Annotated in this window: 19 protein-coding genes and 1 pseudogene; 16 read left to right on the forward strand and 4 right to left on the reverse strand. The window is 62.3% G+C overall.

Going from position 1 to position 25,926, the window contains the following annotated elements; translation table 11 throughout:
- The 12 genes and pseudogenes from MAXJ12_RS29840 to MAXJ12_RS29895 all read left to right on the forward strand — a co-directional run.
- Positions 1–252: type VI secretion system baseplate subunit TssF (locus tag MAXJ12_RS29840; RefSeq protein ID WP_008839891.1), on the forward strand; the 252-nt coding region annotated here is incomplete at its 5' end.
- Positions 216–1,277, forward strand: a complete 1,062-nt coding sequence (gene tssG, locus MAXJ12_RS29845) for a type VI secretion system baseplate subunit TssG (RefSeq protein ID WP_040588809.1) — start codon at positions 216–218, stop codon at positions 1,275–1,277. The genes MAXJ12_RS29840 and tssG, both read left to right, overlap by 37 nt.
- On the forward strand, positions 1,274–2,560 hold the full coding sequence (tagH, locus tag MAXJ12_RS29850) for a type VI secretion system-associated FHA domain protein TagH (RefSeq protein ID WP_040588841.1): 1,287 nt from the start codon (positions 1,274–1,276) through the stop codon (positions 2,558–2,560). Before tssG ends, tagH begins: the two co-directional genes overlap by 4 nt.
- Positions 2,561–2,563: 3 nt before the next feature.
- Complete coding sequence (gene tssJ, locus MAXJ12_RS29855; RefSeq protein WP_008839895.1) at positions 2,564–3,022, forward strand: type VI secretion system lipoprotein TssJ; 459 nt, start codon at positions 2,564–2,566, stop codon at positions 3,020–3,022.
- A gap of 13 nt (positions 3,023–3,035) precedes the next feature.
- Positions 3,036–4,370 carry a type VI secretion system baseplate subunit TssK gene (gene tssK / locus MAXJ12_RS29860; RefSeq protein ID WP_008839896.1) on the forward strand — a complete coding sequence of 445 codons (1,335 nt, stop codon included), beginning with the start codon at positions 3,036–3,038 and terminating at the stop codon, positions 4,368–4,370.
- A 4-nt stretch (positions 4,371–4,374) separates the two neighbouring features.
- Positions 4,375–5,703, forward strand: coding sequence for a type IVB secretion system protein IcmH/DotU (gene icmH / locus MAXJ12_RS29865; RefSeq protein WP_008839897.1), 1,329 nt, complete (start codon positions 4,375–4,377; stop codon positions 5,701–5,703).
- 1 nt (position 5,704) lies between these two features.
- Positions 5,705–9,241: a type VI secretion system membrane subunit TssM gene (gene tssM, locus MAXJ12_RS29870; protein ID WP_008839898.1), complete on the forward strand. Its 3,537-nt coding sequence runs from the start codon at positions 5,705–5,707 to the stop codon at positions 9,239–9,241.
- On the forward strand, positions 9,223–9,765 hold the full coding sequence (gene tagF, locus MAXJ12_RS29875) for a type VI secretion system-associated protein TagF (protein ID WP_008839899.1): 543 nt from the start codon (positions 9,223–9,225) through the stop codon (positions 9,763–9,765). The genes tssM and tagF overlap by 19 nt, the downstream gene beginning before the upstream one ends.
- 11 nt (positions 9,766–9,776) lie before the next feature.
- Complete coding sequence (locus MAXJ12_RS29880; protein WP_008839900.1) at positions 9,777–10,865, forward strand: DUF2169 family type VI secretion system accessory protein; 1,089 nt, start codon at positions 9,777–9,779, stop codon at positions 10,863–10,865.
- Positions 10,862–11,869, forward strand: a complete 1,008-nt coding sequence (locus MAXJ12_RS29885) for a 3-oxoacyl-ACP synthase (RefSeq protein ID WP_008839901.1) — start codon at positions 10,862–10,864, stop codon at positions 11,867–11,869. The genes MAXJ12_RS29880 and MAXJ12_RS29885 overlap by 4 nt, the downstream gene beginning before the upstream one ends.
- Before the next feature lie 62 nt (positions 11,870–11,931).
- Positions 11,932–12,267 (forward strand): annotated as a pseudogene (locus MAXJ12_RS40260) (PAAR-like domain-containing protein); the annotation flags it as partial.
- 684 nt (positions 12,268–12,951) lie between these two features.
- Positions 12,952–13,827, forward strand: coding sequence for a hypothetical protein (locus MAXJ12_RS29895; protein WP_008839903.1), 876 nt, complete (start codon positions 12,952–12,954; stop codon positions 13,825–13,827).
- A 33-nt stretch (positions 13,828–13,860) separates the two neighbouring features.
- Here MAXJ12_RS29895 and MAXJ12_RS29900 read toward each other — a convergent pair whose 3' ends face one another.
- The 4 genes from MAXJ12_RS29900 to MAXJ12_RS29915 all read right to left on the reverse strand — a co-directional run bounded on the left by MAXJ12_RS29900 (position 13,861) and on the right by MAXJ12_RS29915 (position 20,713).
- Positions 13,861–14,862, reverse strand: coding sequence for a HEAT repeat domain-containing protein (locus MAXJ12_RS29900; RefSeq protein ID WP_139044115.1), 1,002 nt, complete (start codon positions 14,860–14,862; stop codon positions 13,861–13,863).
- A 65-nt stretch (positions 14,863–14,927) separates the two neighbouring features.
- Entirely contained in the window at positions 14,928–15,353 is a 426-nt protein-coding gene (locus MAXJ12_RS29905) for a DUF6484 domain-containing protein (protein WP_008839905.1), read from the reverse strand.
- Between the two features lie 8 nt (positions 15,354–15,361).
- Positions 15,362–17,692 (reverse strand): type VI secretion system Vgr family protein, encoded by a 2,331-nt coding sequence (locus MAXJ12_RS29910; RefSeq protein ID WP_008839906.1) that lies wholly within the window; start codon positions 17,690–17,692, stop codon positions 15,362–15,364.
- A 141-nt stretch (positions 17,693–17,833) separates the two neighbouring features.
- A complete protein-coding gene (locus MAXJ12_RS29915; RefSeq protein ID WP_139044116.1) occupies positions 17,834–20,713 on the reverse strand; it encodes an autotransporter in 2,880 nt (959 codons plus the stop codon).
- Positions 20,714–20,726: 13 nt separating this feature from the next.
- Here MAXJ12_RS29915 and MAXJ12_RS29920 point away from each other — a divergent pair, with 13 nt between their 5' ends.
- The 4 genes from MAXJ12_RS29920 to MAXJ12_RS29935 all read left to right on the forward strand — a co-directional run.
- Positions 20,727–21,026, forward strand: a complete 300-nt coding sequence (locus MAXJ12_RS29920; protein WP_139044117.1) for a hypothetical protein — start codon at positions 20,727–20,729, stop codon at positions 21,024–21,026.
- 236 nt (positions 21,027–21,262) lie between these two features.
- Positions 21,263–22,738 carry a caspase family protein gene (locus tag MAXJ12_RS29925; protein ID WP_008839908.1) on the forward strand — a complete coding sequence of 492 codons (1,476 nt, stop codon included), beginning with the start codon at positions 21,263–21,265 and terminating at the stop codon, positions 22,736–22,738.
- A gap of 489 nt (positions 22,739–23,227) precedes the next feature.
- On the forward strand, positions 23,228–24,532 hold the full coding sequence (gene tssL / locus MAXJ12_RS29930) for a type VI secretion system protein TssL, long form (protein ID WP_008839909.1): 1,305 nt from the start codon (positions 23,228–23,230) through the stop codon (positions 24,530–24,532).
- Between the two features lie 76 nt (positions 24,533–24,608).
- Positions 24,609–25,926: type VI secretion protein IcmF/TssM N-terminal domain-containing protein (locus MAXJ12_RS29935; RefSeq protein ID WP_280113351.1), on the forward strand; the 1,318-nt coding region annotated here is incomplete at its 3' end.

The raw sequence follows: 25,926 nt of genomic DNA on the forward strand, positions 1-25,926 counted from the left end.
GATGCGCGCCCAGTCATCGAACGGCTGGCGATCGAAGGGCCGATGTGTTTCGGCCGCGGTACGGAGGTCACTTTGCACGTCGACCAATCCGTGCTCGCGGGACAAAGCACGCTGCTGCTTCCCGCCCTGCTAGCCCGGCTGTTTGCCCGCCACGCCGGGATAAACGGCTTCGTCCGCACCCGCACGCGGCTGCTCCAGACCCAGGAGGAGGTGCCATGGCCGATGACGCCCGGCAATCGCCACCTGATATAGACAGGCCCGCATCACTGTCCCAAACGTTCGATTTCTTCGAGCTCCTCCGCCAGCTTGAGCGGGGAAGCGGTCTGTTCGGCCATTCCGGCCGGCCGGAACGCGAACCGGCACGGCTTGGGCAACATGTGCGTCTCGGATTTGCCACACAGGATGTGGTCGAGTTCCGCGAAGCCGCCGGCAATCGTCCCGCTCGGGTTACCGTGGCCAATCTCGGATTGATGGGGCCGGAAGGTCCCCTGCCCCTGCACATGACGCGCTGGGTGCTCGATCGCTTGTCGCAGCGCTGGTTTGCCGGCGCCGATGCACAGCAAACCAGCGACACGACCTTCATCGACTTCGTCAACATTCTTCAACACCGCATGATCACCCTGTTCTATCGCGCCTGGGCAGACGCACATCCAGGTGTGCAGGTCGAACGGGCGGTGGGCGGGCGTGTTCGCTCCATGCTCGAGGCAATGGCAGGTATTGGGCTTCCGGGGACAGACAATGCAACGCACCCTGAAATCGACGCGGTCAAGCTTCGTCAGGCAGCAGCGCTCGCCAGTCAGGTGGATGGGCCTGAACGCCTGACCCTGTTTGTTGCAGAAGCGTTCAAAGTGCCTGTCGAGCTCAAGGAGTTCGTCGCTGCATGGATGGCGATACCTGCGGCGCTGCAAACCCGGCTGGGCAAGGTCCATGCCGCGCTCGGCCGCAGCGCGACCATCGGCCCAAGAAGTTTCAGCCGCCAAAGCCGGGTCGAACTTCGCATCGGCCCACTGCGCTACGAGGATTTCAGGGCGTTCCTGCCCGGAGGGGAGCGGCTGGAGGTGTTGAAACGGGCCATCCGGGATTTGATGGGAGAGTTGCTCGATATCGATTTGCGGATCGTGCTTGCGCGCGACGAAGTGCCTGCGGCCCGGATCGGGACCGCTCAGCTTGCGCGGACGGCATGGCTTGCGCGGCCCGTCGAGAAGGGTGATGCTGAAGACCTGCGCCTGCGCACGATTGTTGGATGGCGGCCGGAAATGGCGGGAGCCGCGGCATGAGTTTGCTTCTCACGCTCGAGCAAGGACCACGGACCCAGCCCGTACGAGAGACGCGACTGGACACGGGTAAGCTGGTGATCGGGCGCAGTCCTGAGGCGGACTGGCAGATCCAGGATCCCGACATGTTCGTATCACGCGCCCATTGTACCATCACCGCAGCCGAGGACGGCTACTTCGTCACTGACACGTCCAGCAGCGGCCTGTTCATAGACGGTTCGGCCGAGCCGCTTGGCGCAGGCAACTCGGCCAGGCTGCGCAACGGCATGCGGCTGAGACTCGGCGAATATGTGGTATGGGTCGACCTCCAAGCGGAAGAGGCGGCGCCGGAGGCTTTCGCGACCCCGCAGCCCGCTTCGCGAGGACCGGTCAATCTGGGGGGCGACGACTTCTTCTCGCTGAAGGTTGAAGATGAGCCCAAGGCGCCGCGGCCGGCCGACCTTCCCGATCCGTTCGACCATCCCGAGCCTGGCGCATTTGCCGCCGCCGAGCGCGAATCGGCCCGGCGCAGCTCGCCGGCATTCGACGACCCGTTCAGCCTCGATCCGGTGGCGACGCCGCCCTCACCCCAAGCTGCCAGGTTCAATGGAGGCGGCCATGACAGCATGGCCGCCTCTGGAGCTTGGGCCGATACCCCGCCGGCGCCGCAGGCCGCGCCCCGCCGAGCGCCAACGCCCGAGGCGGTCCCCCCCAAGGCGCCGCCCACACCGGTCTCCGATGCCGCGCTGCGGGCCGCCTTTCTGCGCGGAATGGGCCTTGACTCAGCGGAATACCCGAGCCGAGACTCAATTGCCGAAATGGAGAGGTTCGGCCGCGAATACCGCATGATGATGGAGGGGCTGATGCAGCTTCTGCGCAAACGCGCAGACGAGAAAGGCAATGCCCGCGTTGCGCAGACGGTCGTGGGGGCCTCGGACGTCAATCCGCTCAAATTTCTCCCGACGGTGGACGATGTCCTTGGCACCATGCTTGCTGATCGCAGCCCGGGTTTCCTGGCCAGCGAACCGGCCATTGCGGACGCGATCCGGGACCTTGCCCAGCATCATGTGCGCGCCTGGAGAGGCGTGCAAGGTGCGCTTCGCAAGATGATCGACCGTTTCGATCCGGCCTTGATTGAAGAGGAGCTGAAATCCAGCTCCGCCATGGAAACCCTTTTGGCGGGGGGACGCAGCGCCAAGCTTTGGGAGCTCTACCAGAAGCGCCATCGCGAACTAGCCCTCAGTGCGGAATCCCGCTTCATGGGCGAGATCGGCGCTGATTTCCGCAACGCTTATGAAGGGGAATAAAGCATGATCGACAGGCGCGGTTTCATCATCACACTTGGAGCGGCAGGTCTTCTCGCCAGTTGCCAGAGCTCGCCCAAGCCGACGACGGTCACCGTCAACCTGCGCGGTCAGGCAGGCATGAACCCGGGTCCGGGGGGTGGCGACCGTCCCGTCACGGTTCAGTTGCTGCGGCTCAAGGGAACGGGCGCACTCAATTCAGCCGATTATTTCGCCCTGCAGTCCGGACCTGCCGGCGTATTGGGCGGCGATCTCGTCGGCATAGACCAGGTCACTGTTGCACCCGGCGGCAGCGCCACCAAGACGATCGGTTTTGAACCCGAAGCCACGTCGCTCGGCGTGGTCGCGCTGGTGCGTGAGCCCGGCGGGCGCACCTGGCGTACGTCGACGGCCATCCCGGCCGGAGCGAGCACGATCGTCAACGTCACGCTTGGCGGCGGCGGCATCTCGCTCGGGCGTGGCTGAAGGAAACGTTCCGATGAGCGACGTCAACAGGGTGTTGTGGTCCGAGGGAATGTTCCTTCGGACCCAGCATTTCCAGCAACAGGATCGCTTCCTGGAAGCCACCGTGCGCGGCGCTCTGCAGGCAGGACAATTGCACACATTCGGGTTCCGCTCGCTGACGCTCGATCCAGCTCTGCTCGATGCAGGCCAGGTTTCGATCACGTCGGCGCGCGGCATCTTTCCCGACGGCACGCCGTTTGCGATACCTGAATCGATGGACGCGCCCTTGCCGCTGGCCATCACCAGCGCCATGGGAGAGGGTTTCGTCCAGCTGGCATTGCCGCTCGAGCCGTCTGGAGGCGTCAGTTTCGACCCTGCCCATGCCGAACCGACCGGGGCGCGGTATCGGGGCCGGATCCAGGCCGTACGCGATGCCATCCAGGGCGGGGCCGATCCCGAGGAGATCGAGATCGCGAGGCCACAGGCCTTGCTGCTTTCCCCCGGCAAGACGCTCAGCGGGTACACCGCGCTGCCGATTGCCGACATAAAGGGACTGCGCGCCGATGGCGGCGTAGCGCTTGACGATACTTTTCTGCCGCCCTCCCTCGCGACGGGCTCGGTCCCCTGGTATGCGCAGCTCCTGCAGGAAGTGATCACCGGGCTCGACCGGATCGCCGAAGCGCATGTCAAGCTGGTGCTGGGCGGTCCAGGACGCAGCGTCGAGGATCTGTTGATGCTCAACCTGGCCAACGCGGCCCGGCCGCGGCTTGCCCACATATTGGAGCAGGACGTCTATCACCCGGCCGAACTCTACAAGGAACTGGCGGGGCTGGCGGGATCGATGGCGACCTATGGCTCCAGTTCGCGGCGGCTCAGTGAGCTGCCCGTATACAATCATATGGCGCCCGGGCCTGCCTTCGCGATGCTGGCGGACACGTTGCGCTCGCTGATACTCAGCCTGCGCTATGTCGAGCCCAAGTCGCGTGCGCTTCCGGTCATGCAGCACGCCACCAATGTCTGGAAGGTGCGGATCGACAATCCGAAGCTGCTGGTCCAGAGCCGCATCGTCGTTCGTATCGGCTCGGAGCTTTCGGACGATGCGCTACGCAAGATATTCGTCAACCAGGCGACCGTGGGATCGGCCAGCGAATTCGAGGGGCTGTGGAAATCGCGGCTCCCCGGAATTCCGCTGAAGCCGTTGCACTCCCAGCCGCGGGAAATTCCCTATGACGGCGACCGGCTTTGCCTTGAGCTCGATCAGAAGAGTGAGCACTGGGCCTCGCTGCTCGACGCGCCGGGCTTCGTCATCGGAGTTTCCGGCGTGCTTCCCAGTGAGCCGCAGGTCGACTGCTATTCGGTAAATAGGTGACGCGATGAGCAGGGACGATCCTTTCGGCATGTCGGAGGATCGCGAACGGACACGCATCCGCCTGGTGGGCACGCCGATGCGGCGGGAAGTTGCGCCATTGCCGCCCAGGGCAGCGTTGAAGCGCACGCGGACGCATCCAAACCCGCTTATCAACGCCTTCGCTCCCCTGCTGGAATTTGCGCCGGAACTCGAAAGCGCGCTCGCGCCCGACAACCCGGAGGCATTGCGGACCCGGCTGCTTGAGGAATTGATCCGGGCGCGCGACACCGTGGTCGCTACCGGCGCATCGCTGGCACGGGCAGACATGGCCGCCTGGGTTGTCGGAGCCTTGCTCGACGATCTCGCGCTCAATACCCCTTGGGGGGGCGCCAGCGCCTGGCCACGTCAGCCGCTGGTCGTGATGATGCAAGGCGATGTCGATGCCGGCGCGCAGTTTTTTGCTCGCCTCGAGGAACTGGAGCGGCATCCAAACCGAGATCGCGATCTGCTGGAGCTTCAGTATTATTGCCTGGCGCTTGGCTTCCGCGGCAAGTATCGCGTGCCCGGCCGGTCGGGGGACCGCTCGCTCAACGCGGTTCGCGCCGCGGCCGCACGCTTTCTGCGCAACGCCGACGCCGAAGAGGCGCCGCTGTCGCCGCATTGGAAGGGCGTGGAGGCATCCGACGAGCCGCAGCGCTTCACCTTGCCGATCTGGGTGATGGGTTTGATGGCGGCTGGCCTGGCCCTGGCGATCCATGTCGGGTTGTCGATCCAACTGAGCAGCCAGGCAACCGAACTCGCGACGCTGGTGCGCGCGATCCCACCACTCGACCGGGCGGAGATAGAGCGCGCCCAGCCGGCTGAGCCGCAGTCGCCGCAGCCGGTAGCGCCGGTCGAATTCGAGCTGCTGCCCGAATTCAGGGCGGCTGCCCCCGCTGCAACCGTAAAGGCTCTGAAGGGACGGGAAAGTGTCTCGGTGGCGAGGCTCGTCATCCAGGGCACGAACCCTGAGGTGTTCCAGTCTTCTCGCGACAGACTGACCGAAGGCTTTGAGCCGCTGATCGCGTCCATGGCCAAGGTCATCCTGGAAAACGAGGAACTGATCGGAAACATCACGGTGATCGGCCACACCGACAGCATCCCGCTGCAGCGGACCAACCCGCTTTCCACCAACCAGCGGCTGTCGGAAGCGCGCGCGGCGACGATTGCGGACATTCTGGTCCAGAACGGCGTGCCGCGCGATCGCGTGCGCGCCGAGGGCCGGGCCGCTACCGATCCGGTGGCCGATGACAGCACCCGCGAGGGACGTGCCTTGAACCGGCGCGTCGAAGTGCTGGTCGAAAAGAGGCTCTGAGATGTTCATCCTGCGTTTCATCTGGTCCGTCCTGACGTCGCGCTGGCTGTGGACCCTGATTGGCCTGATCCTGCTGTCGGCGATCATCTGGTTCTTCGGCCCCCTCGTCAGTGTAGCGAATTTTGCGCCGCTCTCTTCGGAGATTGCGCGCATTGTCGTCATCGCAGCGCTGGTCGTCCTCTGGCTGATCCGGCTGATCGTGGTGCAGCGCCGCGCGATCCTCGCCAACCGCATGTTTGTCGCAGAGATCGCTGCTCCAGTGGAGAAAGCGGCGCCCAGTCCCGGCGAGGAAAGCGTGGCGGCGGTGGGCGCCAAGTTCCAGGAGGTCATGAGCGAACTGAAGCGTCGCAAGCTCGGCGGACGCAAGTTCCTCCGCGAAATGCCCTGGTATGTGATCGTCGGCCCGCCCGCCACCGGCAAGACCACTGCGCTTCGGCAGGCAGGGCTGAACTTTCCCGTCGACCTCACCGACGATCTGCAGGGGGTCGGCGGCACCCGGAACTGTGACTGGTTTTTCTCCGAGCATGCGGTGCTGATCGATACGGCCGGCCGCTATGTCCAGCAGGAAAGCCAGCCGGACGTCGATGCGGCGGAATGGCTGGGCTTCCTTGACCTCTTGAAGAAGCACCGCGGGCGACGCGCCCTCAACGGCGTCATCGTCGCGCTTTCGATCGACGCTCTGTCGGAAGGTGACGAGGTCATTCGCGCCCATGGACGCAAAATCCGCAAGCGCCTGCTGGAACTGCGGGAGCGGCTGGGAAATCGCCTGCCGGTCTATCTGATGCTGACCAAGGCCGACCTGATCAAGGGGTTCGAGCCTTTCTTCGATGGACTGTCGACGGCTGCCCGGGAGCAGGTCTGGGGCACGACCTTCGCCACAGACGCGCGACCTGATGCCGGCGTTGTGGCCGGCGAAGTCGCAACGCTTGCGGCCGAGCTCGAAAAGCGATTGGTGCCGTTGCTCGAGCGCGAGGAGACGCTTGCCGCGCGCGCCGAGATCTTCCGCTTTCCCGGTCAGGTCGAGAGCCTGTCGCAGCCGATCCAGACCTTGTTCGAGGCCATATTCGGCGAAAGCCGCTACGAAGAAAGCCCATGGCTGCGCGGCATCTACCTGACCTCCGCGACCCAGGAAGGCGCCCCGATCGATCGGTTGACGGCTGCCCTCGCCTCTTCCTTCGGATTGCCGCAGCAACACGCCAGGCCGGCGCGCCGCGTCGACAAGCGCAGCTTCTTTCTGAAAAACCTGCTCACCGACGTCATCTTCCGTGAAGCCGGTCTCGGCACATTCGATCCGCTCGCCCAGCGCCGCCGTCTCTGGATGTGGCGCGGCGCCGCCGCGGCAGCGACCGCTGCGGTCCTGCTGCTGGGGCTGCTGAGCGCGCTCTCCTACCTCGACAACCGATCCGCAGTGGCCGCGCAGGCGGCTCAGTTCGAAGCGCTGCGCGAGCCATTGACGCCAATCGCCGAGAGCAATGCGCCGGTTGATCCGCTCGATATCGACATTGCCCTGGCGGCGGTCGACCAGGTGGCGAGCGCCCGCACCGAGCCGCCGGGAGGCGTACGCAACCTGCTTGGCCCCTCGGCCGGCGCCGAGATGGTGCGCGCGCAGACTGACGCATATGAAAACACCCTCCGCAATATTCTCGAGCCGCGCATGGTGGCGCTGCTCGAAGCGACCATGTGGCGGCAAATTCGCGATCCCGAATATCTGCTCGGTGCGCTCAAGACCTACCGGATGATGACGGGGCTGTCGCAGATGGATCCGGAATTCGCCCAGCAGTGGTGGCTGAACGAGCTTCCCGAATTCGCGCCAACCCAGCCATTTACGAGCCAGGAAGCCGCTGACCACCAGGTGGCGGCGATTGCGCGCATGGCGGTAGAGGAAAGCTATGCCGCAGCCGACGAAGCACTGATCGGGCAGGCCCTGAAAAGCATCTGCTCGATCTCGCTGCCGGTGCGGGCGTACAAGGCCTTGCTTGCCGATCCCGCCGTCGCGGACCTCAAGGAATGGGTTCCCGCGAATTTCGCCGGCCCCAACGGATCGAAGGTGCTCACCCGACGTTCCGGCAAGACCTTGCGCATCGGCATACCGGGCGCCTTCACCTATTCAGGGTTCCAGGATGTTGTGCTCGACCGCCTGGACGAGGTTGCGGCCCAGGCGGCGCTCGACCGGACGGTATTCGCTGGCGGTTGCTCTGAAAACGCGGAGACCTCCATTCCCGCGCTTTCAGCCGACATCCTCAAGCTTTACTACGAGGATTTCATCGCCAAGTGGGACGGCTTCCTGCGTGACGTCAGGCTCGCGCCGCTTACCAATCTCGCCACCGCCAGCGAGAATCTGAAGGATCTTTCCAGCGCAGATTCGGCGCTGAAGCGCCTGGTTACCGCCGTGGTGCGCGAGACCGAGCTTACCCGCGCGGACGAGGAAGCCGCGCAGGACAAGGGGCCGCCCAAGGCGGCGTCCAAGGTGCTCTCGAAGTTCGGCAAGATCGGAAAGCTGGCCAAGAAAGGTATCAAACTCCTTCCCCGGACCGGCGCGACGGCCGAGGTTGACTTGACGGGTTCGCTTGTCGCCGATCATTTCAAGCCGATTAAAGGGGCTATTGCCGAAGTCGACGGGCAACCACCATCGCTGGACGCGACGGTGGTTGCGCTGACCGCATTGTCGAATGTACTGCAGACCTTGTCGGCCAGCCCGGACCCGCAGGACGCGATCAAGCGGCAGGGCGGGCTCGGCGAATTGATCGGAGCGGTCGCAGCGACGGCCCAGGCGCTGCCCGATCCGATCGATGATTGGCTTGGCGGACTTGCAGGCGACGCCACCGGGCTGACGGAGCGGGCCGTCACCTCGCAGCTCAATGCGATCTGGCGCGCCGACATCCTGCCATTCTGCCAGGCCGCGCTCGCCAACCGCTATCCGTTCGATCCAAACAGCGCCATTGATGTCAACATCCGCGATTTCCAGCGGCTGTTCGGCCCTGGGGGCATGATCGACAGCTTCATCAACGACCATTTGATCAGCTATGTCGACACGGCGTCCAAGCCATGGAAATGGCGCGCTGATTTCGGGTTGGATCCGACCGTACTTGCGGCTTTCGAACAGGCGCGCCTCATCCGCGACGACCTGTTCGCCGGCGGCAACGGCCCGACCATGAGCTTTACGCTCGAGCCGAAGGACCTGTCGCCAAGCGTGGCGCGCATAACGCTAAACCTCGACGGACAGAGCCTGGTCTATTTCAACAACGCCACCCGCCCGCAGCCAATGACCTGGCCCGGGAAGGACGGCACCGGCGTGATCACGCTTGCCTTCCAGCCGGTCGACGGCTCGCCCGAGGTCATCGTGAGCGAGACAGGCAGCTGGGCCTGGCTGCGCATGCTGCGCGGCGGCCAGTTCGCCAATGGCGATCTGCCGGAGGTTTACAAGCTGCGCCTGGGCGCCCGCAACTACCACGCGGATTTCGAATTGCGCGCCTCAAGCGTGGAGAACCCTTACAACCTCAAGATGTTCGCGAGATTTACGTGCCCCGAGAAGATCTGATCGTCCCAGGGTTCTACGGCAAGATCCCCACCGCGGGGGATTTTGTCGTTCGAGGGCTCCCGGCCGACTTTGTCCGCCGGTGGGATCGATGGCTGGCGCAAAACCTTGCTCCGCTGATCGGCGCGCAGTCCTGGCCCTGGCCGCTTGCATTGCGCTTTCTTGCCGGTCCTGGCTGTTTTGGGCCGGCGACGGGCATCGTCCTGCAGAGCACGGACAGGGCCGGCCGGCGCTTTCCACTGAGTGTCGTCGCGCTGCTGCCCGAGGCCTCGCTGGCGATGGTGCGAGCCGACGCATGGTTTGCAAAAATCGAGGATGCCGGCATCAGCGCCCAGCTCGGTGAACTCACACCCGACAAACTCGAAGCGACATTGATCGAACTCCTGGTTCCACCTGCCGAGATAGGCAAGGAGACGGTGGACGGCATGGTGATTTGGACTGCAGCGTCCGACATCTACGATATTGATCCCGACGCGCCGCTTCCGATATTGGAAATGTTGCTGGCGCCCCGTTGGCAAGTTGGCTGAGGAGCACCGCGATGTTCGTCAGCCAAAACACGACACCATTCCTCGCCGAGACTTTTCCCTATCAGGACAAGCATTGCGTGAAGTTTTGTGTTGCGGTGATCCGGGCGACGTACACTGTCGATGAACAAGGCAACTGCACGCCCAGCAAGCAGCAGTCGCCTTTCGTCTACGCCGACACCCATTATGGTGATCCGGAAGTCACCTCAGTTCGCGTCGAGACTGACTTTGCCCCCATCAAGCCAAAATGCGAGGTTCTGCTCGAGGCCATGGCGGTCGCCCCGCAGAGGAGACAGGTGGAAGCGATCGAAGTGCGTCTGGTTGGGCCGGGACTGGACAAGCGCGCAGTGGTCACCGGCCAAAGACGCTGGTTCAGAGGCGGACTCGGGATCCAGGCGTCACAGCCACACCCCTTCATTTCAATGCCGCTGGCATGGCACCTTGCATTCGGGGGCACCGATCGAAGCGATCCTGATCCAGCCAAACACCGTAGCGATGCTATTAACCCGATCGGCAGCGGCTATTTGGTCGGCCAGAGCAACATCGACGGTACACCCCTGCCATGCGTCGAACATCCCCGGTCGAGAATGCGGACCTGGAACGACCGGCCCAACCCGATCGGTTTCGGTCCGGTTCCGCGCTTTGCAAGGGAACGCGCGCGCTATGCCGGCACGTATGACCAGCACTGGATGGACAATGTGCTTCCCTTTTTGCCGCAGGATTTTGACGACCACTATTTCCAGGCTGCTCCCCAGGACCAATGGCTCGACAGATTGGGCGAGGGCATGGTCTTCGGCTGCATCGGTATGAGCGAGAGCGGCCGATTCGGGGTAAAACTGCCGAGACTGTCAGTGCCGGTGCGCTTTGTGTTCGACGACCATTTGGAACGAAAGACGATGATGCCCGATACGCTCATCATCGTTCCGCACGAGAGCAGGATCGTGCTGGTGGGCCGGGTAGGCACGAAGCTGCCGCGCAAGTTCGTGAGGCTTGAGGAGGTTCAGGTCGGCAACGACCTCATCCCCCGCGACGGCGAGAAACCGCACTATGCGGGGCTGGGAGTCGCGGTTGCCGCTCTGAAGGAGATGAGGCGGTTAAGATGATCGCTATTTCCTGCCTTAGCCTCGTGTCGCCGGTCGGCTATTCGGCCGCGAGTACGGCGGCCGCGATGCGGGCAAACATCGCGGCGTTCGCCGAACTTTCCTATCGCGACGCCGACGGCGAGCCAATACGTGGCGCGTCAGTGGATGTCCTGCCGGCGACTATGCGCGGCCGCGATCGTGTTGCTGCCCTGGCGCGCCTGGCCGCGGAGCAGGTCGACCCGAAACAGGCGGACCGGCTGCCCTGGGGCGAGATGCCGATCATCTTGTGCACGCGTGAACCGCAGGTTCCAGGTCCGCGCCTCAACGGCATTGTGGGCGGGCTGGCGCTGCCCAATGGCGCATCTCTTGTCGGACCGCATTCCGTGCATGTGACGGAAGGGGCCGTGTCCATCTTCGTCGGCATCTGGCACGCGCGCAAGCTGCTCGCCGAACGCAAAGTTCCCGCCTGTATCATCCTCGCCGTGGATACGCTTATCGATTCGCGCACTCTCGGCTGGCTCGACAAGGCGGGCCGTCTCAAGACGAGCATCGTTACGGATGGCCTCATTCCCGGCGAAGCGGCGAGCATCTCCGTCGTCAGCGCTCGTCCGCTGCTCGAATCGCATGTGACGGTGCATGGCCTCGGCCTGGCGCGCGAGACCGCGACGGTGCTTAACGAGGAACCGTTCCGGGGAGACGGCCTGGCTTCTGCGCTGCGGATGGCCCTGGCAGAAGCCGTGGTGGAGATTCACGATGTGGCCTTTCGCCTGTCCGATGTGGCCGGCGAATCCTACGCTTTCGAGGAATTGGTGGTAGCGCAAATGCGTGTGATGCGCACAGTTAGGCCGGAACAGCTGGTCTGGCTGGCGGCGGGCTGCATCGGCGACTGTGGAGCGGCCGCGGGTTCCATCCAGTTCGCATGGGCCGAACAAGCCTTCCGGCGCGGCTACGCACCCGGACCTTCCGCAGTGCTTTACGGCAGTTCGACATTTGGCAACCGTGCAGCGGCGATCGTTACCGCATAGGGTCGAGAGAAATGACCAAGAACGTCTTCGCGGAAAAATGGGAGATTGCTGGAAAGAACGGCATGAACAAATCGATTGCGCGGTTTCCAGATGTCTGCCTTTCGCCCCCTTCGCCACCGGCCGGACCGATACCGATCCCCTACCCCGACACCTCGTTCTCCAACAATCTGAAGGAAGGCTCCGAAACGGTACTAATCGGCGGCAAGCCGGCCGCGCTGGCTCAGAAATCCTACTACAAGGAACCGATGCTCGGAAACGAGGCCGCCACCCGGGCTTTCGGGTCGTCGGTAGTCACACACCAGATAACCGGGAAAACCTACTTCCAGGCCTGGTGCATGTCGGTGAAGTTTGAAGGCAAGAACGTCTGCCGGCATTTCGACATCACGACGAGCAACCATGCGTCCTATGTCGGCGCGACGCCGCCGGCGCCGCCGCTCGAATCGTTGAACGCCAAGGAAGCCAAGGCGGCCGCGAAGGCCGGGAACTGCCCGTGCTGCGGTGGCCCGCTGCACGAATGGCAGAAGGATCCTTCCGGCAAGGCCTATCCCGTGGTTAAGGAAAAGACGTTCTGGACGAACAAGATCAAGAAAATGAGAACTGGGAACGCCAAGCAGATTGCTAACAAGGCTCTTTACGAAGCCTCACTAAAGAGGATGTTGCAACTCAAAGCAAAGCATCGCCGACTGCGGAAAGCCGGCAAACCGGCTTGTCCTAATACACACGACAACGACAATCAGGGTTGTGCGATGTACTTCGACATCCCAAAAGGTGCGACAACCTCGGCGGGCGATACACCGGCGCAGAATGCCAAGGCCGCCTTTGAAGCGACCGGAGTGAAGGATGGCTGCATTCTCGCCTGGGAAGTGGGGAAAGGCTCACCCATTAGAAGAGGGCCGAATGCTATCGCCGGGAAAAAGTCCTACCATTCCTTGAATCACTTGACACCTCACATGGCCGGCGGATGCAACGAGCCATCAAATGTATGTCCACAGGATCTGATGGATACGGGCGAATGCCAGGAAATTGAGGACGCACAGACCATTCTTGAGAACGTGAACGATTGCATCCCGTAAGGTTTTACAATGTCGAAATACATTCCGGTTCCAGATTCCACTCTCAAGGCTCTTTCGATAGGATTCCATGTTCCTGGGGTCGATTTGCGTTCCTATGAGCCATCCCGGTTGCTTGGAAGCGATGAAATCTGGGAACAGATCGCAGGCCTCTTTCTGGCCTGCGAGCTGGGCGACTCCTCCGCGCTGCGCCGCATTCCCGCGATCATGAAGAGCAGCGACGCCTATCTCGTCTGGCGAGCGGTCACCAATCTGGCTGGCTTGGCCGGCAACATTGACTTTGTGAAGGACGTCTTCAAGCCGTTCGAGAACGACGGCTCCGGATCGGAGTATTTCATGGTAACGGCGTTGGGCCTGACGTTGGACCCTGACGCGGTTGAGATATTGCTGACCCTACACAATAGCGCATCGGACGAAGAGACCCGCTATCAGATCGAGAGGGAGTTGTCGTATCTTCTCGAGGACACCAATGGACCCATAATCAGAGGTGCCGACGAGTCCATCGAATCCGAGGATGAGGATACCGTTCACATCATCAATCGGGAGGCCTACTTTCCCAAGGTGACGGCGGCGTTGTCGCTGGTGCGAGCGCAGCTTCCGGTCCCCAATACCCCCATCCTCGGTGGAAAGGTTTTCGACGTGGTCAAGCTCGCAAGGCGGCTGCTTGAACGGGTGGGCAGTGCAGCGCCGGAGATAGGCCGGGTCCACCGGCACCGTCTCATCTTCGAGGCCGCCACCGGTGTGAACTGTGCCGCCTTCTTTGACAGCCCGGTCAAACTGAATTCGCTTCAGGCGACGGCGATATTGGAGACATTCCTCGATAGCGACGACGTTAGAAAGTTTGCACCTGGGCAGAGGTATTTCTTCGGCCATCCCATCGGCGCCTGACCCCGACTGGAGATGCGAGCCGTGTTGTCGTTTTCAGTCGCGTAGAGCGCCGGCCGCCCTGCCCCATTCAGCAACCTTGTCGGCAAGCGGCACCCGCACGATGCTGTCGCCAAAGTAGTCGATGAAGTCCGGGCCAACCTCTTCCATATCGGCGGAAGACAGCTCATCCCAGGGAGCTTCTGGAAACAATTCCGCAAAAGATGCGCCCGCTGCGATCGATACCGGCGGCTCGCGCATCCTCTCAACAAGCCAGGCAAGCCTGCCGCGATCGCGCAACATGCCGATGCTGCGAACCGCGATCGAGGCAGTCTCGGGCGATTGCATTAATCCGCCCAGCCATGCCCGGACTTCCGCTTCAGGCCCGCCCTTGATCGCGGCGCGGAGCGCTACCAGCCTGTCCTTTCCCGGGGTTTCAACCGCTGCCTTCAATGCGTTTTGCGCCAACCGGGCATGACCCAGTTCAACCAGAGACCATGCCGACCAGAGTCGCGCATCTTCGTCGGAATCGTTGAGCGCAGCGTTCGCCTCGCCGGCAAGATCGGTCCGTTTGAGGACGCCCACCAGCCGCAAGCCCGCCGCACGCACGCGGGGATCGGGATCGCGGGTCAGCCGCGGCAGCAGGGTCTTTGGATCGACCGAATGCGCCAGACATGCCGAAACGCCGAGAAATCGCTTGAAGGCGTCGGCATCGGTGATCCATTCCCTCACATAGGGTCCGATTCGGTCGGCCGCATGCCACCGCAGCGCGCCGATGAACCCGTCCGGGTTCGGCGTCTGCTCGCGGGCATGCTCCACCGCTTCTGAAAGCCTGACTGGATCGTTGAACTCGATTGCGGTCCATGCAAAGGCAAACAGTTCCCCCCTGTCAGGATAGTCTTGCAGTTGCTGGAGCAGGCTCGGCCACGCCGCCTGGCCTGCGATGCGCAGTCCGTCTATGTTGGCTTCGATACGCGAGTCGATATCCTTAACCGCCACCGCCGCGGGCGGCTCTTGCGCAAGAAGGCTCTCGCGTTGCACCCAAAGAAAGGCTACCAATTCCGCGTGCTGCCTGACCACAAGGCTAGCGATGCGCGGACGATGGAAGCTTTCGACGGGCGGCATCAGTTCAGATTGATCGAGCCGCCACGGATATAATTCGGCCCACTGGAGTGGCTGACCAAGTATGTGCCGCGGATGACGATCTGCCCATCACTATCCATCACGATGGATGCTTTGCCACAGCGCAGTTCGAGCCGGTCATTGGCGCGGATGCGTACACGTTTGCCGTCGCGGATAACCTCGACGCCGGGCCTGCGCGCCGGCTCGACGATGCGACCGACGATCAGCGGCTTGCACGGATCGCCCTCCTGGAACAGCAACGCCACCTCCTTGCCGACCATATCGGAAGACAATTCGCTGAGGCTGCGCGCAGGCTGCGCCGTTTGCTCGGAATTACCGGCAAAGACCACGAGGGGTACGCCTTCTTCGCCGAACCCCAGGAAAACCCCGATCACAACGCCATCGATCGTGCTCTTGACCCTGCTCATCGCGTCCCTCAATTCTCGTTGATCTTCGAGCCCTTGATGATGACATCGCTCGACGCCTTGACGTTGATTTTCCCTGAACCCTTCACCGTGATGTCCTTGCCGTCGATGATGATGGTACCGTCCTTCTTCATCACGATCTTGGAGCTGCCGCACTTGAGGGTAATGTCGTCGGCTGCTTCCACTGACAGGCTCTTACCGACTTTAATGCCGGTATTCTCCTTCACGTCGGTAAGGCTGCCCTTCGCTACCTTCAGGATGTAACCGCCGCCGACATCGGTGCTGTCGTTCGACTTGATGTTGGCCATTCGGCTGGCGCCTATATCGAAACCTTGGGAGGCCGCTACCGTGACGGCCTGGCTGGCACCGATCTTAACCGTCTGGCTGGCACCGATTTCCCAGCTGTCGCCGGCGCCGATCTTGTGGCTCTGGCTTATGCCCACAGTCACCGAACGCGTCGCGCCGATCGTATTGCTTTGCAAGCCGCCTACGGTACGCTGTTCCGCCGCCCCGACGGAATCGACGCGCGCCGCGCCGACGGTGACTGTCTGCACCAGCGCGACTGTCTGCGTGTGATTGGCGCCGATTGTCTCTGTCGAATTTGCCCCGATGTTGATCGTCTCATCCGCACCCACCGTCAGCGAGCGATTAACGCCCACCGTTTCGGTGTCGTTCGAGCCGATATTGGTCGTCTGGTCGACGCCGATCTTGACGGTCTTGTTGTTGCCGACGTCCTCGTCGAGATTGACGCCGACGGAGTGCTTGGCATTATTGTCGATGCGGTCGGACTGGTCGTGCTGGACGAGCTTGGTGCGGTCGTTCTTGATCAGAAGGTTATGGTCCTTCTGTGCCTGGAAATTGACCAGTTCGGACCCGGCCTTGTCCTCGAACATCAGCTCGTTATAGCCGCCGCCGCCGAGCGAGGAGTTCGACTTCCAGCCCGATTGCGTGGCGCTTCCGGGCAAGCTGTAAGGCGGCATCTGTGCGGCGTTGTAGACGCGCCCGGTGATGATCGGCAGATCGGGATCGCCTTCGATGAAATCAACGATCACCTCCTGGCCGATGCGCGGTATCTGGATGAAGCCCCAGCCGCTACCGGCCCAGGTCTGCGAAACGCGCACGAAGCAGGAGCTGTTCTGATCCTTCTTGCCGAGCCTATCCCAGTGAAATTGTACTTTCACCCGCGAATATTCGTCGGTGAAAATCTCCTCGCCGGATGGCCCGACCACAGTGGCCGTCTGCGGCCCCCGCATGATCGGTCTTGGCGTAATCCGCGGCGGACGGTAGGGCAACGAAGTCGGCGCCACGCCCAGGACCACCTGGAAATTCTCGCCCTCGGTTTCGACGCCGCTTCGATAGCCGGGATCGAACAGTTTGTATTCGGCGCTGAGCACCAGATATTCCTGGTTCTGGTCCTCGCGCGGGAAGCCCTCGAGCTTGAAGGTACACCCCGAGAACAGGCCGCGCACCGTCCCCGCAGCTGAGATCCGCTGGTGCGGGGCCTGAATCTCCTCGCGCCTGATCGCCGCGATCTTGTCGCCGCGGCCGACATCCAGGTGCGCGCCGGGTTGGCGGTAGTTCTCGCCGGCATCCAGCTTGTGACTGAGCGCCTGGACCGATTGCGCCTTCAGGTCTGCGCCTGGCTTCTTGAAGTCATAGTCGGTGTGAGCATAGGCACCGGGCCTTACGGAACTCCCAGGGATCCATTCCGTGATGTATTCAACATCGCGCCGCGCGCCCTGCCCCTCATGGTGATAGGGCACGGTTGCATAGCCTGGCGCCGGCTTGAGCTTGCCCATGGCATCGACCAGGATCAGCGTGTGCTCCCCGTCAGCATGCTCGAAGAAATACATGATGCCTTCATGCTCGAGCAGCCGTTGCACGAAATCCAGATCGGTCTCGTCATATTGCACGCAGTATTCCCGGGGAGGGTAGGATCCCTGCAGCCTCTTTTCCATCTTGGGCGAGCCGTGCTTTGAAAAAATCTCCTCGACGATTTCAATGACGCTCATGGCCTGAAAAATGCGGCAGTCCGTCGTATTTCCAAGGAACCACAGCCAGGGTCGGACGATTGCTTCGTAATATGCGAGCCTGTCTTCAATGCGGGTCAGACGGAACTCCGAGATCAGCCCGCTGAACCACCGTTTCGGCTCTGCCGACTCGCCTTCGATCGAGACCGTTCCGCCAAGCATCTTGAGTGGGTTGATATCGGGATCGGTGCTTACGAAACCGACAGTAAAGGCAAAGCAGCGGCTGATTTCGTCACGGCCCAGGAGATGAGTGAAGGTCAGTGTCGTAGGACCGACCGGCGTCGTGACGATTGCGGCACGATTACTTGCCATCCGCGTCGTGCCTCATCATGTTGTGATCCCTTACCGATCCTAGCACAGGGCCTTGCTGCAAAATAGCATCTGTGTGCGCCAGCGAATGTGCGGTACTGCATGCAAGTGCCGGATTTCCGCAAAAATGAACGGATAGAATTCTCAAAACGCGACTTTCAGACCGACCTTGCCAGCCAGCGTCGTGCTGTCGGAAGAAGCCTTGCCCCGCACTTCCGCGCTGACTGTCGCCGATTGCATTACTTTCAGGTTGAACCCTGCCATAACAGCGGCGGAAAAATCGGAATCGTCGAACTCGAAACTCCTGCCATCGGCGATGGCCGTGTTCTCGTAGGCGAAGCGCTGCTGTAATTCTCCCCGAAGGTAGGGACTGAACACCATCCCGTTCTGCCACTGAAAATCGCCGTATACTCCCGGTTCGAACTTCAATGCACCAAACGAAACCTCGGTTTCGCCATGCGCGACGCCCAGATTGTCGGTGTAGGAATCGCCGGTGAAGCTTACGCCGAGAATCCCGCCGCGCAGATCGAACCGCATCCGGTCGGAAAGCGCAAATATGCGGCCGGCCGACGCGGTGACGGCATAGCCGACCGTATCGTATTCGCCTGCCGCGCCGCCGAGAATGCCATTCTGGACGTCCGTGTTTCCGAACAGCGCCGTGCCTGACACCAGGACATAGTTTACCTCGCGCCGGAACAGGACGTAGGCTCCGGCCATGCCGCTTTCGTTTTGCGCTTCGCCAGTGAAGTTGAAGCCGCCGAAGGACCCCATGCCCACATCCGTCGACGTGTAACCCCCGAAAACACCGATGTTCAGTCCGTATTCGGCATCGAACCCGAAATGCTTGGCTGCATTGAAGTCGAGGCTGAGAGCGGCCGAGAAATCCTCGCTGCTGAAGGACGGCCCGGCGATGTTCGCCGCTCCGCTGGAGATGGTGAAGCCGTCGTGGTCCACCTGTGCGAACTGGCCCGAAGCAAAGATGCCGAAGGTCGGCGCTGCGGCCACCGGTGCGCCGCCCGCCAAACCAAGCCCGTATTCGGCTGCGTCACCGGTGATATCGAACACCGCGTCGAGAAACGTGTTGACTGTCTGTGCGGCTGCGGCCGCATCGACTGCGGCCACCGCGCCCACCACCTCGTCGTTGGGTGAGGCAAGCAGGAACAATCCGCCTGGACCTTCCACGACCTGGTAGTTGAACAAGGCGGCAGGCGTTCCGGTGATGCCGGAGACGTCGAACGTGCCGCCAATCGGCGCACCGGCTGCGGTCAGGATCGGGATTTGCGTCGTTTGCACCAGTTCGGGAGCACCGATCAGGTTCACAAGGATGATGTTGTTGCCCATGGCGGTGACGGCGCCGTTTGCCGCGATGCGGTCGGCTCGCGAGCCGACCTGGTCGACATCGATTCCGATTGTCGCGTTGTCCAGTGTCAGTCCACCAAGCGTGAGCGTATCGGTCGGATCGCCATTGATCATGGTGAGGGTGGAACCGACCACTGACAAGTTTCCGAATCCGCCGTCCTGAGAACCAAGCGTCGTGGCGCCGTTGGAAAACAGCGTCGATGCGTTCCTCAATGTGAGGGCGTCGATCACTTGCGTGGCGCCGATGAAGCGCAGCGTCGATCCCGTCAGACCAAGCGAAGAGAAGCCGATGAAATTCTGGCTTTCGCCACCGCCGGCGAGATCGACCCCGCTGATGGTGCCTGCCGCGCCCACGCCGCTGAATATCACGCCGTCTCGCAAGTCCAAGGGCGCAAGATCTTCGATCGTCAAAGTGTTGCCGGACAGGCCGCCAATATCGCCGCCGATCGACCCGCCACGGAGGTTGACCGTCTCTGCGTTGATGCCGCCGGCGATCGTTCCATCCCGGATTGTGACGGTGTCGACGCCCTCGCCTCCCGTCACATCGCCGCCAATCGTTCCGCCTGTCATGTTGAAGGTGTCGTCACCGGCCTCGAGCGCGACCGAGCCGGCAATCGCTGCGTCGGCCGACAATGTCGTGGTGTCGTTTCCCGCGCCAGCTGAAACCGCTGCCACCGCGGCAACACCGCCGATGCTTATCGCATCATTGCCGTCGCCGCCGCTGACAAGGCCGATATCCCCGCCGCTGATGGTGACGGTATCATCGTCGCCATCGCCGTAAATCGCGGCGGCAGTTCCCCCGGAGAAATTGAACACATCGTTGCCCAGGCCACCCCTGGCACCCGCCGTCAAAGTGCCGCCTTCGACGGTGATGGTATCGATGCCGTCCTCTCCAAGCACGAAGCCGGTGATGGTGCCGCCGGAAATCCTTATAATGTCGTCACCGGAGTTGCCCGCGAGGAAGCCCGCGATCGTGCCGCCGGCCACCGTCAGTCTATCGTTGCCATCGCCGCCGCTGACTGCCGCACCGACGGTTCCACCGGTCATGGTGAAGCGGTCGTCGCCGCCCTCAAGTCCTATCGCATCGGGCTCAGCGGTCGAGCCAATGACGGCCCCCTCTCCCGAAACCGTGACAACGTCGTTGCCCGCCCCGCCATAGATCTGCTCGTTGATCGTGCCCGTCCCGCCAACATCGAAAGTATCGTTGCCCTCTTCACCAAAAATGGAACCGTAGATGGTGCCGCCGTCAATCGTGAAGCGGTCATTGCCGGTTCCGAGGAATACCGAGACCGGGGCCTCGGCTGCGCCAACGATGCCGTCGTTCATGGTGAAGGCGTCGTCGCCGCCCAGTGTCTCGATCACATTGTCCCGCTCGTCGAGGAAATAGGGCTCGGTTGTGCCTGCGATAGCCGGCGGGTTGACAAATTCTGCGCCGTCTTGGCCCTGAACGATCTGCCCGCCCATTATGTTTATGGCGTCGGCGCCATTGCCGTCATATTCGACAGAAAAGCCGGATTCGGATCCATCATCGAGGGTGGCGTCGAAGCTCGTAGCGAAAGCTTCGGCCGTATCCTCCGAATTGCAGTCTACGACGACGTTCTGGACAATCCCTTCGATGACAACCGGTGTCGCTGTACAGGCCAGCGTCTGGGAGGGCGAAAACACGACGGCGGCCGCAATGGCCAGACCCGAAGCACCCGCGAGGTTGCTCAGCGGCCTCGGCTTGAATCGCAAGGCATTGTTTGACGAAGCGCAGGCCCTCCTGCCGGGTAGTTCCGGTCCGACCATGAGCATGCCCCCCGCATCGATTTTAGACGCCGTCAGCGATCTTGCGCAAGAAATGGACGTCGGCACAAGGATGCTGGACTATGACACTGCATGCATGGCAAGGGCAATTGCAATAATACCACACGGGCCAGGCGATTTCATTGATAAGCAGAAGCAACGCCTTTTGCTAACGCCAGCTTTGAAGCATTGACGGGACCAATGAATCCAGTGCTTGATACCCGACATCAAGAACTGAGCTGGGTTTCATTGTTATTCCGCGGCAGGCGCAGGCCCCGAAAGTGAGGTCTCTGGCCCTAGCTTTGCACTGATTGTTGAGGTAATAAAGAGCAAGATGTCGGCAGGTTCTTTGGCCGCGAGCGACCCAGCGGTCAACCCGTGGGGTACAGCCTCTTACGTCACTTGCCGGATTGCAGAACGGGGGCAGTCATGTCGATCTCGGGCATTATTCTCCGGACAATTGTGTCGGCCGTGTTGCTGTCAATTTCGGCGGTTTGCGCCGGCGCCACCGCGCTGGGCGCCGAACCATCCGACCTGCCGAGGCGGCTTGCGATTGTGGTGGGCAATTCGGCCTATGAGAGCACGCGGCTCGAGCATCTGCAAAATGCCGTAAACGATGCGGCTAGACTTTCGGACAGTCTGAAGAGGCTGAACTTCGATGTCCTGACCACGACCAATGTAACGTCGGAGGCGTTCAACCGTCTTCTGGTCGAAGCGGAGGCGAAGCTGCCTGCGGCGAGCGCTGTACTGATCTTCTATGCGGGTCACGGGATTCAGATCAACGGAGAGAACTATCTGCTTCCGGTCGACACGCCCGATCCGGAGAGCGTCGACAAGCTGACAGAACGCGCCATCAAGTTGAACGAAGTCGTCGCGCGCTTCGCGAGCCGCGACCGTCAGACATTCGTTTTCCTTGACGCCTGCCGTACCAACCCGATGGGCCAAGGGGGCGGCAATGACGGTCTCGCCCAAGTCGAGGTCGGCGAAAACACGTTCATCGCATTTGCTACCCAACCGGGAAATGCCACCGTGGACGGCGCCGGCGAAAACAGTCCGTTCACGACCGCTCTGCTCAAGAACATCGAAATCCCCGGCCTCAGCGTTTCGGACATGATGATCCGCGTTCGCAACGAAACCGAAGCCCTTACGCTCGGCAGGCAGGTTCCCTGGGATCAGTCGAACCTGCGCGAACAGTTCTATTTCACGGAGCAGCAGGTGATCGACCCGGCGCAACTGAGCGCCAGTCTTTCTCGTATCCTTTCCGATCCGGTGGCAAAGGAAAAACTGCAAATCGAGCTGGCATCAAACGACTTGCAGACTGCAGTGCTCATCGTCGGGCAAGCGCTGCGCTCGGTCTCTCCGTCCGCTGTTCAGACCGGCGCCGAATCGCCCGGCGCGCCTGGCATACAGGTTGCGAGCCTCGAGGCATCGCGCAGCATCGAAGGCGCAAGGCGAAGCGTGGTCGCGGATCTTGGCACGCTGATTGTGGGCGCTCCGACAACAAAGGATGGCGGCGAAGAGGCGCAGACTGCGGACCTTGCTCGTAGCGTCCAGACCGAGCTGCGCCGGCTGGGGTGCTACCGCATGTCGGTGGATGGAGACTGGGGCAAAGGTTCCGTTCGGGCCCTCAATGATTTTTATAAGAACACCAAGCAGGTTGCGGCGACGGCCGAGCCTACGGTCGAATTGCTGGGGGATCTGTTCCTGCGTTCCGGCCGCATCTGCAAACAGCCGGTGATCGTCAAGAAGCCCCGGCAGACCAATATCGCGTCGGATGATGGTCGCAAGGCAATTTCCGGATCGAAGCGCAACCGCAAAAGCAGGGCCCTGGCTGCCCCGGCCCGCGCCCCGGCAGCGCCCCCACCTGACATCAGCAGCGGCATCGGCATAGGGGGCGTCTTCTAGGCCCCGCCGGCTGCGTCTACCCGCACCGATCATGGTCGCGCATGCGCAGCTCATGCCTTCAGTTCCAATTCATCAGCCTTTGCAGTACCATGAAGCACAGAGAGCTTTCTCGGCAAGCACAGCTGTTTGGACAGGAGGCTTCTGCCCAACGATGTTGAAGAAACGGATGCGGCCTTGCCTGCCGATGCGCAGCGTCACGCTGCCGCGGGGCAAAAGCCGCCGCGGTTCCATCGGTGTGGATGAGCGGCCGTGACCCGCAAGGACGATCCTTTTGCGTCGACGGACAGGACGGTCATCCGTCCCGCTGCGGGACCGAAGCAGGAACGGGGACCTGACAATCGGCCAGCGTCAGTTGTTGCCCCGCCCGAGCATTCGGCGAAGGTTGCCGCGCCGACAGTCATCGCATCCCACTCGCCCGCGCCAGGGGAAGGTTGGTCCCAGGCCACGGTCATTTCAGGCCCGACCTATCCGAAGCGCGAAGGGAGGCAAGTGGTCCCCGAACCGACGGTCATTGTGCAGCCGGGCGCAAAGCAGCCGCTGCCCAACAGCCTTTCGCAGAAGAGGGACTTCGAAGCGCTTCTGGATGCAGGCGCGGGCCCGCGCTATCCCAGCAAAAACCCGCTCATTGCCGCGGCGGCCCCGCTCCTGCTTTTGCTTGGCCGGCTTCGCCTGGCTTGCGCCGATGTCCAACCGTCACGATTGATCGATCATGCTGCGGACGCTGTTTGCGAATTCGAGCGCAAAATGGCGGACGCGGGAATTGCGGCCGACGAGGCGAAGATCGCGACTTACGCGCTTTGCGAAACGGTGGACGATATCGCCCAGAACCTGCCCGGCTCCGACAGGAAAGCCTGGACGGAGAGCGGCATGCTGGCGCGATTTTTCGAAGCGCGAACCTCGGGTGTCGGCTTCTTCGAGGCGCTTAACAGAATTCTCGCAAATCCGACTGCGCACTATAACGTGCTGGAACTGATGCAGGTCTGCCTTAGCCTCGGCTTCGAAGGCCAGTACCGCAGGATACCGGCCGGCGACAGCGGCCTTGCCCGTGTGCGCGCGGATGTCTACGACACGCTGCGTTACCTCAAGCCGCGTGCGGACGAAGAGATTGTCCCCCGCGCCATCTCCGCACCCCCCAAAGGCGGTTCGCGCCGATTGCCGTTCTGGGCAATCCTGACGGGGATAGTTGTGCTTCTCGCCGGCATTTACCTCATTCTGCGCACAATCCTTGAAAGCCAGGCCGATGCGGCGGGCGCAAAATTGCTGGCGCTGAACCCTTCCACACCGATAGCAATCCAGCGCAGTGCCACGCCGTCGCCCGAGCCTATTCCCGACGAGCCGCCGAGCCCCACACAGATCGAACGGATTCGTGGTGCGCTCGGAACCGACCTCGAGAGCAAGGGAGTGGCGGTGCAAGTGAAGGACGATTTCATCGTCGTCGAGATCAACAATCGGCTTCTGTTCGAATCCGGCACGGCCGACCTCAAACCGGAGTTCCGGCCGGTTGCCGAACGCATCACCGCAGCATTGCGGCAGGAGCCTGGAGCCATCAGAATCGTCGGTCACACCGACAGTGTGAAACCGCGCAGTTCAAGCGGCTTCAAGTCGAACCTCGACCTCTCGGTCGCCCGCGCCACAGCCGTACAGAAGATGATCGCCGCCGCGATCGGAGACGCCTCACGCCTGAGCGTCGAAGGCAGGGGCGATGACGAGCCCATCGCCGACAATGCGACGCCGGAGGGCCGGGCACAGAACCGACGCGTGGAATTGATGCTTCCGCTGGAGAAGATGCCGTGAGACGTGGCGCTCTCGATTTATCAAGCGTTGTGGCGCGTTCATGAAATCCTGGCTGCTTGCGGCTGTCGGCTGCACCGTGCTGATCGGTATTGCACTCGCCGTATGGATCGTGGGCCCGCAAATCGGCTTCGGCGACACGCGGCCCCTGCAAAGCGGCCTGGTCCGCATGGTGATCGTCGCCCTTCTCCTTGTGCCAGCTGCCTTTTTTGCGTTTCGCCTCACGCGGGGATTTGCCGGCGGCAAGCGGAGCCTGATAGCCGCCGCCAGAAACAAGGGCAAAGGCAACGACCCGGAGGGCCTTGCGAGGCGACTGACGGATGCGCTCAAACGGCTGGAACGGTCAAGCGGCAGACGCAGCGGCATCACCGACCTGCCCTGGTATGTTGTGATCGGCCAAGCCGGGTCCGGAAAATCCACGGCCATCGCGCATGGCAGCGAACTTCCGCTCGACGCGCCCATTGCCGTGGCCGCGACCCGCGATTGTGAATTGTTCTTGGCCGGCGAGGCGATGTTCGTCGACACCGCTGGCCCTTTGACCCTGCAGAACGGGTCCGCTGTAGACCGCAACAACTGGCTGACCCTTTTATCGTGGCTCAAGGAAAGTCGCGACGGTCGGGCGGTCGATGGGGTCATCCTTGTATTCAGCGTCGGCGACATGCTGACGCTCGGCCAGCCCCAGCTGGTCGAGCAGGCCGCCGCGCTGCGCAAGCGGTTGCTGGAGATGCGCGAGGAATTCAAAATCCCGCTCCCGCTCTATGTCCTGTTCACCAAAGCCGATTTCATACCCGGTTTCTGGGAGTTCTTTGGCGCCTTCGACACGGCGCGAAAGACAAAAGTCTGGGGCGCCACCTTCGCTCCGCACGATCTGAACGGCGCCATCAGCACGCAGCCGCAGGCCGAATTCGACGCGCTGGCCGAGCGCCTTTCGGACGAAGTGACGGACCGCCTGCATGAGGAGCCCGATCCCGCCGCCCGCGTGGCCATTTTCGATTTTCCCCAACAGTTCGCGGCGCTGAAACAGCAAGTGGTCGCGTTTCTGAACCAGCTGCTTCCCGGGAAGGAACAACCGGCTGCACATCTGCGCGGGTTCTTCTTTTCCTGCGCCCTCCACCCTGGGGCTCGTCAGGGGCCGCACGGGGAAGGTGGCTATTTTCTTCGCGACCTCTTGCGAAAAATCATTCCGGCTGATTCCAGCCGGTATTTGCGGGCCGCCGGTGGGCGGCGGACAGCCATGCTGCGCACTGGCAGCCTGGCCGCGGCGGCGCTGATGGGCGCTGCGTTGTTGGGCGCATGGGCCGTCAGCTTCAGCAACAACCGGTCGCTGATCCAAGCCACCACAAGCGTGACAGAGACGGTCGGCGCCGAGGAGCAACTCAGGAGTGCGGCGGGCAGCG

Origin of the sequence: Mesorhizobium alhagi CCNWXJ12-2 (assembly GCF_000236565.1) — a bacterium.
GTDB classification, from domain to species: Bacteria; Pseudomonadota; Alphaproteobacteria; order Rhizobiales; family Rhizobiaceae; genus Allomesorhizobium; species Allomesorhizobium alhagi.

Bases quoted from the DNA above. Each gene is read 5' to 3' on its own strand.
- MAXJ12_RS29895 (WP_008839903.1), top strand. From the start codon at position 12,952: ATGTCGAAATACATTCCGGTTCCAGATTCCACTCTCAAGGCTCTTTCG.
- MAXJ12_RS29910 (WP_008839906.1), bottom strand. From the start codon at position 17,692: ATGGCAAGTAATCGTGCCGCAATCGTCACGACGCCGGTCGGTCCTACG.
- tssK (WP_008839896.1), top strand. From the start codon at position 3,036: ATGAGCGACGTCAACAGGGTGTTGTGGTCCGAGGGAATGTTCCTTCGG.
- MAXJ12_RS29885 (WP_008839901.1), top strand. From the start codon at position 10,862: ATGATCGCTATTTCCTGCCTTAGCCTCGTGTCGCCGGTCGGCTATTCG.
- icmH (WP_008839897.1), top strand. From the start codon at position 4,375: ATGAGCAGGGACGATCCTTTCGGCATGTCGGAGGATCGCGAACGGACA.
- tssJ (WP_008839895.1), top strand. From the start codon at position 2,564: ATGATCGACAGGCGCGGTTTCATCATCACACTTGGAGCGGCAGGTCTT.
- MAXJ12_RS29905 (WP_008839905.1), bottom strand. From the start codon at position 15,353: ATGAGCAGGGTCAAGAGCACGATCGATGGCGTTGTGATCGGGGTTTTC.
- MAXJ12_RS29925 (WP_008839908.1), top strand. From the start codon at position 21,263: ATGTCGATCTCGGGCATTATTCTCCGGACAATTGTGTCGGCCGTGTTG.
- tssM (WP_008839898.1), top strand. From the start codon at position 5,705: ATGTTCATCCTGCGTTTCATCTGGTCCGTCCTGACGTCGCGCTGGCTG.
- tssG (WP_040588809.1), top strand. From the start codon at position 216: ATGGCCGATGACGCCCGGCAATCGCCACCTGATATAGACAGGCCCGCA.
- MAXJ12_RS29880 (WP_008839900.1), top strand. From the start codon at position 9,777: ATGTTCGTCAGCCAAAACACGACACCATTCCTCGCCGAGACTTTTCCC.
- MAXJ12_RS29920 (WP_139044117.1), top strand. From the start codon at position 20,727: ATGGCCAGACCCGAAGCACCCGCGAGGTTGCTCAGCGGCCTCGGCTTG.
- tagH (WP_040588841.1), top strand. From the start codon at position 1,274: ATGAGTTTGCTTCTCACGCTCGAGCAAGGACCACGGACCCAGCCCGTA.